The sequence below is a fragment of the Erwinia sp. 9145 genome, assembly GCF_000745075.1.
GTDB lineage: Bacteria > Pseudomonadota > Gammaproteobacteria > Enterobacterales > Enterobacteriaceae > Erwinia > Erwinia oleae.
Map to the genome: position 1 here is coordinate 3,451,912 of NZ_JQNE01000001.1, position 12,404 is coordinate 3,464,315.

13 protein-coding genes are annotated in these 12,404 nt (G+C 55.2%); 7 read left to right on the forward strand and 6 right to left on the reverse strand.

Annotated features, from left to right (window positions below; genetic code table 11):
• Window positions 1-56: 56 nt before the first annotated feature.
• From zapG to degS, 3 genes are all read left to right on the forward strand, one after another.
• Complete coding sequence (gene zapG, locus FA91_RS16270; protein ID WP_034917342.1) at window positions 57-464, forward strand: Z-ring associated protein ZapG; 408 nt, start codon at window positions 57-59, stop codon at window positions 462-464.
• Window positions 465-543: 79 nt separating this feature from the next.
• Complete coding sequence (gene degQ, locus FA91_RS16275) at window positions 544-1,914, forward strand: serine endoprotease DegQ (protein WP_034917344.1); 1,371 nt, start codon at window positions 544-546, stop codon at window positions 1,912-1,914.
• 77 nt (window positions 1,915-1,991) lie between these two features.
• Window positions 1,992-3,050, forward strand: coding sequence for an outer membrane-stress sensor serine endopeptidase DegS (degS, locus tag FA91_RS16280; RefSeq protein WP_034917347.1), 1,059 nt, complete (start codon window positions 1,992-1,994; stop codon window positions 3,048-3,050).
• A 52-nt stretch (window positions 3,051-3,102) separates the two neighbouring features.
• On the opposite strand, the gene mdh is transcribed toward degS, so the two are convergent.
• Complete coding sequence (gene mdh, locus FA91_RS16285; RefSeq protein ID WP_034917350.1) at window positions 3,103-4,038, reverse strand: malate dehydrogenase; 936 nt, start codon at window positions 4,036-4,038, stop codon at window positions 3,103-3,105.
• Window positions 4,039-4,322: 284 nt separating this feature from the next.
• Here mdh and argR point away from each other — a divergent pair, with 284 nt between their 5' ends.
• From argR to yhcN (FA91_RS16300), 3 genes are all read left to right on the forward strand, one after another.
• Entirely contained in the window at window positions 4,323-4,793 is a 471-nt protein-coding gene (gene argR / locus FA91_RS16290) for a transcriptional regulator ArgR (protein WP_034917352.1), read from the forward strand.
• A gap of 417 nt (window positions 4,794-5,210) precedes the next feature.
• Complete coding sequence (gene yhcN / locus FA91_RS16295; RefSeq protein ID WP_034917354.1) at window positions 5,211-5,474, forward strand: peroxide/acid stress response protein YhcN; 264 nt, start codon at window positions 5,211-5,213, stop codon at window positions 5,472-5,474.
• Between the two features lie 98 nt (window positions 5,475-5,572).
• Window positions 5,573-5,842, forward strand: a complete 270-nt coding sequence (yhcN, locus tag FA91_RS16300; RefSeq protein ID WP_034917356.1) for a peroxide/acid stress response protein YhcN — start codon at window positions 5,573-5,575, stop codon at window positions 5,840-5,842.
• Window positions 5,843-5,972: 130 nt separating this feature from the next.
• On the opposite strand, the gene FA91_RS16305 is transcribed toward yhcN (FA91_RS16300), so the two are convergent.
• From FA91_RS16305 to aaeX, 4 genes are all read right to left on the reverse strand, one after another.
• Window positions 5,973-7,421: an NAD-dependent succinate-semialdehyde dehydrogenase gene (locus FA91_RS16305; RefSeq protein WP_034917358.1), complete on the reverse strand. Its 1,449-nt coding sequence runs from the start codon at window positions 7,419-7,421 to the stop codon at window positions 5,973-5,975.
• A gap of 78 nt (window positions 7,422-7,499) precedes the next feature.
• Window positions 7,500-9,458, reverse strand: a complete 1,959-nt coding sequence (gene aaeB / locus FA91_RS16310) for a p-hydroxybenzoic acid efflux pump subunit AaeB (RefSeq protein WP_034917360.1) — start codon at window positions 9,456-9,458, stop codon at window positions 7,500-7,502.
• A 13-nt stretch (window positions 9,459-9,471) separates the two neighbouring features.
• Window positions 9,472-10,404, reverse strand: a complete 933-nt coding sequence (aaeA, locus tag FA91_RS16315; RefSeq protein ID WP_034917362.1) for a p-hydroxybenzoic acid efflux pump subunit AaeA — start codon at window positions 10,402-10,404, stop codon at window positions 9,472-9,474.
• A gap of 7 nt (window positions 10,405-10,411) precedes the next feature.
• Window positions 10,412-10,615 (reverse strand): p-hydroxybenzoic acid efflux pump operon protein AaeX, encoded by a 204-nt coding sequence (aaeX, locus tag FA91_RS16320; protein ID WP_034917365.1) that lies wholly within the window; start codon window positions 10,613-10,615, stop codon window positions 10,412-10,414.
• A gap of 238 nt (window positions 10,616-10,853) precedes the next feature.
• Between aaeX and aaeR the strand changes: the two genes are divergently transcribed.
• On the forward strand, window positions 10,854-11,774 hold the full coding sequence (gene aaeR / locus FA91_RS16325; RefSeq protein WP_034917366.1) for an HTH-type transcriptional activator AaeR: 921 nt from the start codon (window positions 10,854-10,856) through the stop codon (window positions 11,772-11,774).
• On the opposite strand, the gene FA91_RS16330 is transcribed toward aaeR, so the two are convergent.
• Window positions 11,771-12,382: a glutathione binding-like protein gene (locus FA91_RS16330; RefSeq protein WP_034917368.1), complete on the reverse strand. Its 612-nt coding sequence runs from the start codon at window positions 12,380-12,382 to the stop codon at window positions 11,771-11,773. The genes aaeR and FA91_RS16330 overlap by 4 nt on opposite strands.
• Between the last annotated feature and the right edge of the window lie 22 nt (window positions 12,383-12,404).

A 12,404-nucleotide genomic window follows, 5' to 3' on the forward strand; every position in this document is an offset into this window, starting at 1 on the left:
GGACTGGCATCAACCAGACGAACCTACGGAACAATGAACACAACACGGGAGTTATTATGACCTGGGAATACGGGCTTATTGGGTTGGTAGTTGGATTGGTTATCGGCGCGGTGGCAATGCGCTTTGGTAACAGGAAACTACGGGAACAGCGCTCAATGCAGTACGAGCTGGAAAAAACCAAGGCCGAACTGGCCGACTACCGTGAAGAGTTGACCAGTCACTTTGCGCAGAGCGCAGAACTGCTGGATAACATGGCGCGCGACTATCGCCAGCTTTATCAGCACATGGCGAAAGGCTCTAACGATTTGCTGCCTAATCTGCCCGGCGAGAAAAATCCATTCGCTTATCAGTTAACGGAGTCGGAAGCGGATAATGACCAGGCGCCGGTGCAGATGCCGCGCGACTACCCCGATAGCGCTTCCGGCCTGCTGCGCGGCGAAGCGGCGATCGGGAGTAAAAAATAAGCCTTCCTCAGGGGCGATTGTCGCCCTTTATTCCACGCCGGCACGCGTCCCCCATTTATCAAGTGAGAGCGTTGTAACGATGAAGAAGAAATCATTACTGTTAAGCGTATTAGCATTAAGTATTGGCCTCAATCTGACCGTTACGCCTCAGGCTCAGGCGACGCTGCCGGCACAAATTCAGGGCCAGCCGCTACCGAGCCTGGCGCCAATGTTGGAAAAAGTGCTGCCTGCGGTGGTGAGCGTCCATGTGGAAGGTACGCAGACGCAAGCCCAGGAAATCCCTGAACCGCTTAAGCGGTTCTTTGGTCAGAGCGAAGGCAACGGTGAAGCGCAACCGCAGCCTTTTGAAGGGCTCGCTTCCGGCGTGGTCATCAATGCAGAGAAAGGTTACGTATTAACCAATAATCATGTGGTGAACGGCGCGGACAAAATCAGTGTTCAGCTCAGCGACGGGCGCGAGTTTGACGCGAAGCTGATCGGCCACGACGAGCAGACGGATATTGCGCTAATCCAGATTAACGGCGCAAAAGGGCTGACGCAGATTAAAGTGGCTGACTCAGATCAGTTAAAAGTTGGCGACTTTGCCGTCGCCATCGGCAATCCGTTCGGCCTGGGTCAAACCGCCACTTCCGGGATCATCTCGGCGCTGGGCCGCAGCGGACTGAACCTTGAAGGGCTGGAAAACTTTATACAGACCGACGCGGCCATTAATCGCGGCAACTCCGGCGGCGCGCTGGTAAACCTTAACGGCGAACTGATTGGTCTGAATACCGCTATCCTCTCCTCTGCCGGTGGCAATATCGGCATCGGCTTTGCCATTCCGGGCAATATGGCGATGAATCTTGCTCAGCAGCTGATTGAGTTTGGCGAAGTGAAGCGCGGCCAGTTGGGGATCAAAGGCACTGAAATGACGGCGGATATGGCCAAAGCCTTCAACGTCGATATCCAGCGCGGCGCCTTCGTTAACGAAGTGATTCCGGGTTCTGCGGCGGCGAAAGCAGGCATCAAAGCAGGCGATATTATTACCACGCTGGATGACAAACCTGTGGAGAGCTTTGCCGCGCTGCGCGTGAAAATCGGCACCACCGCACCGGGTAAAGACGTCCGCGTTGGCCTGATCCGCGACGGCAAACCGCAGACGGTTAGCGTGAAGCTGGACACCAGCACGCAAACCACCGTCAGCGCTGAACAGATGACGCCTGCCCTTCAGGGCGCTACCTTTAGCGACGGCGCAGCAAAAGACGGCACGAAAGGCGTCAGCGTTACCGCCGTTGAAAAATCGACACCAGCAGAACAGTTTGGCCTGCAAAAAGACGACGTTATCGTCGGCGTAAACCGCACGCGGGTACAGAATCTTACCGAACTGCGCAAGCTGCTGGACGCTAAACCGCCGCTGCTGGCGCTGAATGTGATCCGCGGCGGCGAAAGCATTTATCTGCTGCTGCGCTAAATGATGATGCGGACACCTGCGTGTCCGCTCAACTCGTGTTATTCTGCCGGACGTTCATTCACTTATCATTCAATGCCATGTTTCTTAAACTCTTACGTTCGGTGCTTCTTGGTTTAGTGGTAGCAGGTCTTCTGCTGGCCGCCGTACCTGCGTTGAGGATCGGCACTGACTTCTTTGCTCATAAAGACGACAGCGCGAATCGCTCGCCGGTCAGCTATAACGCTGCGGTTCGTCGTGCCGCCCCCGCCGTCGTGAATGTTTACAACCGCAGCGCCAACGCCTCGGCTGATAATCTGGAAATCCGCACGCTTGGTTCCGGCGTTATTATGGATGCGCGCGGTTATATTCTTACCAACAAACACGTTATTAACGACGCCGATCAGATCATTGTCGCGTTGCAGGACGGTCGTATATTTGAGGCGATGCTGGTGGGTTCCGATAGCCTGACCGATCTGGCGGTGTTGAAAATCACCGCCTCCGCCCTGCCGGTGATCCCTATTAACCCTAAACGCATCGCGCATATCGGCGATCTGGTGATGGCGATCGGCAATCCTTATAACATTGGTCAGACCGTGACGCAGGGCATTATCAGCGCCACCGGGCGGGTCGGATTGAGCCCTTCACGCTATCAAAACTTCCTGCAAACCGATGCCTCCATTAACAAAGGCAATTCGGGCGGCGCGCTGATTAATTCGCTTGGCGAGCTGATGGGCATCAACACACTTTCTTTCGATAAAAGTAACGATGGCGAGACGCCGGAAGGCATAGGCTTTGCTATTCCAACCGTGCTGGCGGCGAAGATCATGGATAAGCTGATCCGTGATGGCCGGGTGATCAGAGGCTTCATTGGCATCAGCGGTCGGGAGATCCCGCAGTTTCATGCGCAGAATGCCAGTCTCGACCACATTCAGGGGATCGTGGTGACCAACGTCGCGCAGGGCGGCCCGGCGGCGAAGGCGGGGCTTCAGGTTAACGATGTGATCACTCGCGTAAATAACCGCCCCGCCGTCTCGGCGGTGGAGACGATGGATCAGGTAGCTGAGATCAGGCCGGGAACGGTGATCGACGTCGATATTCTGCGTAATGACCGCAAGATGACGTTACCGATCACGGTGCTGGAATATCCGGGGAACTAGCGTCAGGCAGGATAGTGAAAAGCAGGGCCGGACGGTGCCGGCCCGTTGTGGGTTACTTAACGAACTCTTCGCCCAGCGTGATATCTTTTTTCAGCGTGTCGAGCATGCTGTTCAATGCCTGCTGCTCAAACGCGCTCAGGTTGCCAATCGGTTTACGTTCGGCCACGCCGTTCTTGCCCAGCAGCAGCGGCTGAGAGAAGAAACGCGCGTGCTCGCCGTCGCCTTCGACGTAGGCGCATTCCACCACGTTGCTTTCGCCATTCAGCGCACGCACCAGTGACAGACCAAAGCGGGCCGCGGCCTGCCCCATCGACAGCGTCGCGGATCCGCCACCGGCTTTTGCTTCAACCACTTCCGTACCCGCATTCTGAATGCGTTTGGTCAGGTCGCTGACCTCCTGCTCAGAGAAGCTGACGCCCTGAATTTGCGACAGCAGAGGCAGGATGGTCACGCCTGAGTGGCCGCCAACAACCGGCACGTTCAGCTCGCCAGGGTTTTTACCTTTCAGTTCAGCCACAAAAGTATTGGCGCGAATAATATCCAGCGTGGTCACGCCGAACAGTTTGTTTTTGTCGTAGACGCCTGCTTTCTTCAGTACTTCAGCGGCGATCGCAACGGTGGTATTCACCGGATTGGTAATGACACCGATCAGCGCCTGAGGACAGGTATCCGCAACCTGTTGGATCAGGTTACGCACGATACCGGCGTTCACATTAAACAGGTCGGAGCGATCCATTCCCGGCTTGCGGGCGACGCCCGCAGAGATCAGCACCACGTTTGCGCCCTGAAGCGCTGGCGTGGCGTCTTCGCCGCTGAAGCCTTTAATGCTGACGGCGGTAGGAATGTGGCTTAAATCGACGGCCACCCCGGGCGTCACGGGAGCGATATCGTACAGAGAGAGTTCTGAACCTGCCGGAAGCTGGGTTTTCAGCAGAAGAGCGAGAGCCTGGCCAATACCACCGGCTGCACCGAGAACTGCAACTTTCATCCTAAACTCCTTATTATGTGAGCATCAAGTGCCGTGAATGCACAGGCAACAACCTGAATGGCCGTTACATTACACCCTTACCACTTAGCAGAACAACATCAATTTTATAACAAACCATTCACCTTAACTGCCTTCTGCTCGCTTATTTTTCTGCCTTTTTAGCAGAACGTTGCCAGGTCTTTGCAGCCTTCTCACCCGTTTGCATAAACATTCATTCAAATGCATAATGACAGGCGGCCCCGACCGGGATTCTCCCCATAACCGGTAAATTTTAGCGGAATTTTATGCGTATCCCATCCAAACAAGAAGATCTGATAAAGGCCTTTAAGGCCTTATTAAAAGAAGAGAAGTTCAGCTCGCAGGGCGAAATCGTCGCTGCGTTGCAGGAAGATGGCTTCGATAATATCAATCAGTCCAAAGTTTCCCGCATGTTAACCAAATTTGGCGCGGTTCGCACCCGGAATGCGAAAATGGAGATGGTTTACTGCCTTCCTGCGGAGCTGGGTGTGCCGACCACCACCAGCCCGTTGAAAAACCTGGTGCTGGATATTGATTACAATGATGCGCTGGTGGTCATTCATACCAGCCCCGGCGCAGCGCAGCTGATCGCCCGCCTGCTGGATTCTCTTGGAAAAGCAGAAGGTATTCTCGGGACAATCGCCGGTGATGACACTATCTTCATCACCCCTGCGCGCGCGTTCACCGTTAAACAACTCTATGAAGCTGTTCTGCATCTCTTTGAACAAGAGTTATAAGTAGCGGTTTATTTAACACGCGAACAACACTTTTGATCTGTCCGTCTTACCTGAGCCGCCGTTCTGGCGGCTCTCTTTTTGCTTTTATGTGAAAAGCAGCACATTACGCTAATAAAGCCACATTTAGCAAAAGATAACAAGACGCTGGTCTCCTGGTGCAGCCTGAACCACTGCCTCCAACCGCACAAATCGCTCATTTCTTCCACTTCCTTGTTTTTCATGAGATTTCTAGTGACCAACGCTAAAAATAAGCTTTTCTTATAACTTATCGTTATTAAAAAGTGGTTTAGCACTGAAGTATCCCATCAAAATATTATTAGCATGCTATTAATATTTCCCGGTATCAGATCTATACTCTTTTTCGTGATGCGAATCACACTTTCTAAAAAGATAAAAATAGAGACGAGGAATAACACCATGAACATTAAAACTACTGTTGCATCGCTTAGCCTGCTATCTGTTCTGTCCTTCGGCGCATCTGCCGCAAATTATGTGGACGCCGGACAGACACAAAATCTGCAATCCCTCGGCACCGTTTCCGTGAGTGGCAACGCTGCGGCACCAATGGACATCCGTCAGGCGCTCAGCCAGAAAGCAGACGCGCAGGGCGCAACGGCCTATCGCATCATCGAAGCAAAACTTGATGATAACTATCATGCCACGGCCGAAATCTACAAGTAAGCGCACGCTAATCAACTGAAAGTAAAAGAATATAACGCGCTATCGCGGCCTGATATTTCCCGGCCGGAGTTGGCGCTCACAAAGATGGAGTAAGTATCATGAAAAGTAAAATCGCTATCGCTGCCCTGAGCCTGGCCGCTGTTGTTTCTTTCGGCGCCAGCGCCGCAAACCTGGTGACCAGCGAAGACGTGGCTAAAAATAACCTGCAATCAGTGGGTACCGTAACCGTAAGCGGTATAGACGCCGCCCCAATCGATATCCGTCAGCAGCTCTCTGAGAAAGCCGACCAGCAGGGCGCCAGCGCCTATCGCATCATTGAGGCCTATACCAACGGCAACTACCACGCTACCGCTGAACTGTTCAAATAAGCTGCATTGCCGGACCGCATTCCTCGTCAGCATGAAGACGTTTGGCTTCGTTCGCCGAAGCCCTTTTTACTGAGAGGCTGCGGCGGCAGGCACAGGCCTGCCCCGATCCTGACGGCCCCTCGTCGATGTGTTACAAACCGCCGATATGCAGGGCCTTCACTTCCATATATTCCTCCAGGCCCAGTACAGAGCCTTCCCGCCCCAGCCCGGACTCCTTCACGCCGCCAAACGGCGCCAGCTCGGTCGATACCGCACACTCATTGATGCCAACCATACCGCTTTCCAGCGCCGCGGAGACGCGGAAAACGCGCTGCAAGTTCTGCGTATAGAAATATGCGGCAAGGCCAAACTCGGTATCATTGGCGCGGCGAACAACCTCCTCTTCATTATCAAAGCGGAAACAGGCCGCCACCGGACCAAAGGTTTCTTCGCGTGAAAGCTGCATGTTGTCGTTGGCGTCAGCAATCACCGTCGGCTGCCAGAAATTGCCGCCCAGCGCGTGACGCGCGCCGCCGGTGACGATCCGTCCGCCGTTTGCCACCGCGTCCTTCACGTGCTCTTCAACTTTATCGACGGCGGCGGATTCGATCAGCGGCCCCACCACTACGCCTTCATCCATGCCGTTGCCCACGTTGAGTTTGCTGACTTCACCGGCAAGCTGATCCACAAAGCGATCGTAGATGCTGTTGTGGATAAAGAAGCGATTGACGCTGACGCATACCTGACCCGCATTGCGGAATTTATTGGCAATGGCGCCTTTCACCGCCGCATCGATATCTGCGTCTTCAAAGACGATGTAAGGCGCATTGCCGCCCAGTTCCATCGACACTTTTTTCATCGTTTCAGCCGCGTTGCGCATCAGCAGCTTGCCCACTCCGGTAGAACCGGTGAAAGAGATCTTTCTGACCGCCTTGCTGGCCATGATCGCATCGCTGATCGCATGCGTATCGCCCGCCACCGCATTGAGCACTCCGTCCGGCACGCCCGCTTTCTTCGCCAGCGCCAGCAGCGCAAAGGCGGAAAGCGGCGTGTTATTGGCCGGTTTGATCACACCGGTACAGCCCGCCGCCAGCGCCGGGCCCAGCTTGCGGGTCAGCATCGCCATCGGGAAGTTCCACGGCGTAATGGCCGCCACCACGCCAATCGGTTCACGCGTCGCCAGAATACGCGATCCCGCTTTGGCTGGCGGAATAATCTCCCCGTTGGCGCGCTTCGCCTGCTCGGCAAACCACTGAATAAAACTGGCGGCGTACTCTACTTCGCCCTCCGCTTCTTTCACCGGTTTGCCCTGCTCTGCGGTCATCAGTTTTCCCAGCCAGCTTTTGTTCTCAATCACCAACTGATACCAGCGATTGAGGATGTCGCTGCGCTCTTTAGCGGTTTTAGCCCGCCAGGCCGGAAACGCTTTCTCTGCGGCGGCAATCGCCTGTTCGGTTTCGTTTTTTCCGGCGCGCGCGACCTGCGCGATGGTTTCGCCGGTCGCCGGGTTGAGCACGTCAAAGGTTTCCTTGCAGCGTTGCCACTGGCCGCCAGCAAGGAAACCCGTCTGAAACAGTTCATTGTCCTGAAGGGATGACATGATACTTTTCTCCTGTAAGGGCTGAGGAGTAAGTATAGATGGTGAGATTCTCTGTGTATCAACCGCGAAAGCGTCGTATCAGATTTGCACCAGCGTATTCTGATATTTTTTCAGCATCTGTGCCAGACGCGCCACCGGTTCTGTCACGCTGAGCGGCGCCTCATAGTAACGCAGCTTCTCCTGATAGATCTCCAGCTCCGCCAGCAGCTGTCCGAAATAGCGGCGACGTTTGGCATCGCTGCCGCTGGCAATGACCTGGTCGGCGGTGTGACGCAGCTGTTTGTGGAAATCGGAAAGATCGCGGTTTACCGGAATGTCGGCGTCGCGCAGCCGCTGATGGCCGATAATCAGCGTCAGCGCGATGCGGTATTTATCGATATCGCCAGGAAACAGATTCAACAGCATAAAAAGCTGCTGATAGAGCGCGGGCAGATGGTTTTCCCGTCGCCTGGCCTGACTGGTGGTCATTGCCGCGACGGCCGCATACATAAAGCGGTTGAGCAAGGTGCGGCCAATGCGCGCTTTCGACGTGTCGCGGATCAATAAGATCACCAGCAGCGCAACACAGCAGCCAATGGCCTGCCCCAGCGCGTTGTCGAGGAAAAAATCCACCTGAAAGGTCATCGGATTATCCAGCGTCAGCACGTTCAGCGTTCCCACCAGCGCGCCGAGCGTGCCGATCTGACGGCGCTGGATCAGGATGCCGCCGATGAAGGTCATCACGCCCAGCGCGATACAGAGCAGCAGCATACTTTGCTGCGTGGCGGGCATGATCACCATATAGTAAATGGCGCCGATCGGGATCGCAGCGATCATGCCATAGAGAAAATCTTTCGCCATCATCAGCGGGTTTGGCATGCGCATCGCCAGCGCGGTGATCACCGCCAGCATCACCATCACGCCACTCCCTGATGTCCAGCCGGTCCACAGCCAGAACAGCGAGCCTACCGCCGTGGCAACAAACGTGCGGATACCGTTCACCAGCGCGTGGCGCGATTCCGCCGAGCGCATTTTCACCACCGGCTCGCTGTTCAGCACCTCTTCTTCACTGCGACTGATGCTGCTGTTGGTATGAATGCCTTTGATCAGCAGCAGATAGCGCGTGGCGGCGCCCACCCAGTTAGAAAGCGTCAGCGGCGTGTTTTTACTGCCGCTGGCAGCGATAATCCGCCGCATAATTTTCATGCGTTTGTGCACGTCCGCAATGGTTTCTACCGGTTTTTCAAACAACAGTTGAAACTGCGGCGGCATATACGCGCTCTGCGTGTTCTGGATAAGAAACGTTTCCGCTGCCTGAGTAATAAGCGTCAGCGAAAGCGTGTTCAGCGCGCGCATGCGTCGGTCTGTTTTTTGCCAGTGACCCGGTTCCATCAGCAGATGCGTACGCATTCCGTTCAGCGCCATCGTGCGGCGAACCAGTCCGGTCCAGGTTTTATCCACCTCTTCTTTGTCGGCATGCGTCACGCAGAGCTGCATCAGACGATAGTGTTCGATCAGCAACGCGTCGATCTCGCGCCCGATATCGTTTTTTATCGAACGCGGCGAAAACAGCATGTCGGCAAGCACGGCGCAAACAATACCGATAATGATTTCGCAGCAGCGCTCAACGGCAAACTGCGGCGCCAGCAGCACCGAACCGTTGGCATCCACGCTGACCACAATAATCAGCGCCGTATAGCCCGCCAGCCCAAGCGCGTAGGAGTTTTCTACCTTGATCAGCGATGAGAGCCAGACGCAAAGCCCGGCCCACAGGCAGCACAACAGTAGCATCAGCGCCGGTGCGCGAATGGTGGCGATCATAATGATCAGCGCCGCAATACAGCCGATAAACGTGCCGATAATACGCAACATGCCGCGATGACGCAGCGCGCCGGAGAAGGGATCGCCGCCTGCGGCAAAGGCCGTACCGCCCGCGACGATACAGGCGGTCATCACCGCCCAGCGCGGCGTTTCAAGGTTGAAGTGGAAACCAATCAGCAGCGCCAGCAGAATGGCGAAAGTGAGCTTGACAGGGAACCGCAGACGATACCACAGCATAGGGCGCTCCCGCTTAGCCGAACTCTCGCAGGCGATGCATCAGCTGCATCAACGGCGAGCGATCTTTCACGCGGCGATCGTTTTCACCCGTCACCACGACCGTGGCGGTGGTGCCGGAAGGATAAAGGTTGCCCTGCTGCCGATCGAGATGAATACGCACCGGCACTCGCTGCGCCAGGCGCACCCACTCCAGATTCGAATCAATGGTCGCCATGCCTTTGCTGTCGATGCTGCTGCTGCTGTTGGTCACGCCTGCGGCAATGCTGTCCACCGTTCCGTGCAGCACGCGGTTGCTGCCGAGCGGCGTGATTTCGACGCGATAGCCGGGGCGAATACCGTCCAGCTTGGTTTCTTCCATGTAAGCCAGCACGTAAAAGCTGTGTTGCTGAACCAGCGCCACGGCCGTTGAACCGCGCGTAATAAATTCGCCCCGGTAGACGTTAAGGTTGGTTATCCAGCCGTCGGCGGGCGCTTTCACCTCGGTTCGCTCCAGATCGAGCTTCGCGGTATTGCGCGTGGCCACGGCCTTCGCCAGCTGATGTTCGCTGGTCTGGTAATCATTATTTGACTGCTCAATGGCCTCGCGCGACATCGCAGAAACGCCCAACTGGTTGCGGCGCGACGCTTCACGCCGCTTTTCATTGACCAGCGCCTGGTAGTAACCCACGTCCGCTTCGGCCTGATCCAACGCCTGTTGATAGCGTGGCCTGTCGATAACGAACAGCACCTGATCCTTTTTCACCAGTTGGTTGTCACGCACGCGAACGTCGGTGATCAGGCCGCTGACGTCAGGCGCAATCGCCACAATATCCGCAGTGAATTTCGCATCGCGCGTCCACGGCGACTCGGTATAAAACACCCAGACACGGAAAATGACGACGATGGCGATAATCACTAAAATGAGGGTAAGAGCAAAACGAGTGATTTTTTTTGTTAGCGCTTTCATTGCAACCTCAAACGAACAACCGGGTAACCAGCCAGAACAGACAGCAGAACAGCGCAGTATTGAACAGCGCGGGATGCCAGACAAAATCATAGATGCCGGTCGGCGTAAGCAGACGACGCACCAGCCAGAACAGCATCAGTGACACAATAATTTCAAAAAAGATGGGCGGAAAAGAGAGCCCAAAAATAACCATAACCGGCAGCACGCTCATATCGATTCCTTAATGTTCCTCAACCGGTTCCACGTCTTTTGCCACACGTCACGCGCCCGATAATGGGAAGCATGTTGATAGTCACGGGATGACGCCTGGGGCAGGCGTGCGTTGAAAAATGACACGCAACAAAGGCGGGCGAGCGACGGCGAAGTGGTCCGGCAGTGCTATAGTAACGCGGCTTACTATATGTTTTCTACTAAATGTGATCTAAATCACTTTTAAGCCAGAGTTAACAATGGAAAAACTAAAAGGTATGTCCGTGTTCGCACGCGTGGTGGAACTGGGTTCATTTACCGCCGCGGCACACCAGCTCAAAATGAGCGTTTCCGCCGTCAGCCAGGCGGTGGCGAAGCTGGAGAATGAACTTCAGGTAAAGCTGCTTAATCGTAGCACCCGCAGTCTCGGCCTGACCGAAGCCGGGAAGATTTTTTTCCAGGGCTGCCGCCGGATGATGTCGGAAGCGCAGCAGGCGCACGAACAGCTCTATGCTTTCAACAACACGCCGGTCGGCACACTGCGCATTGGCAGTTCCTCAACGATGGCGCAAAACGTGCTGGCAACCATGACCGCCGACATGCTGAAAGAGTATCCGGGACTGACCGTTAACGTGATGACCGGCAGTCCGGCGCCCGATCCCATCGCCAACGGGCTCGATTTGGTGATCCGCGTCGGCGCATTGCAGGACTCCAGCCTGTTCTCGAAAAGGCTGGGCTCCATGCCAATGGTGGTATGCGCCGCCAGAAGCTATCTGGCGCAGCACGGCACGCCGGAGAAACCGGGCGACATCGGTAATTTTTCGTGGCTGGAGTACAGCGTACGGCCGGATAACGACTTTGAAATGACCGCCCAGGAGGGCAGTTCCATACGGCTTTCGCCGCAGGGGCGCTTTATTACCAACGACTCGCAAACGCTGTTGCGCTGGCTGGTGGCCGGGTGTGGCATCGCTTATGTGCCGCTGATGTGGGTGATTGACGAAATCAACGCCGGTAAAGTGGATATCCTGTTTGGTCAGTACTATTCGGCGCCGCGGCCGGTCTACGCGCTCTTTACGCAAAAGGACAAGCTGCCGTTAAAAGTGCATGTCTGTATTAACTATCTGACAGAGTATTTTGATAGGGTCGCCGACATCATGAAAGACATGGCGCGGAATGTTTAATAATCGGCAGCCGGCCTTGCCCGAAAACGCTTATACCAGGCATCAAGACGCGGGTGATCGTTGCCGAATGAGAGGTCAAATCTTTCTCGCGCGGTCTGGAAAATGGGAAAAGTGGTGAAGTCAGCTATTGTCGGTTGCTCGCCGGCCAGGAACGCATTCTCACCCACTTCCTCTTCCAGCACATTCAACAGCTCTGTGATATAAGCAAATAATCGATCCGCCGTTGCTTTTGACGGCGCAGCTTCTTTCTTCGGAAAAGCAGGGGTGATATTCCATAACCACAGCTGGCCTCGCGCCACAAGATCGCTCCCCAGCCGCTCCAGCGCACGGACACGCGCCCGTGAAACAGGATCGGTTCCTGTCATGGTATTGTGAGGAAAAATCTCTTCCAGATATTCTATAATGGCTGCGGAATCGTTTATGGCAACGCCCGAGTCCGTGAGCAAGGTGGGCGCCCGCCCCGAAGGGTTAATGCTGAGATACTCAGCGGAGCGGTGCTCGCCATTCAGATAATCAAGTTCGTACCGTGGGATAACCAGGCCTTTTTCAGCTATATAAATAATGACCCGGCGTGGATTAGTGCCTTTACTGAACTGATACAAAAGCATAAAACCCCCTCAACACGCATGC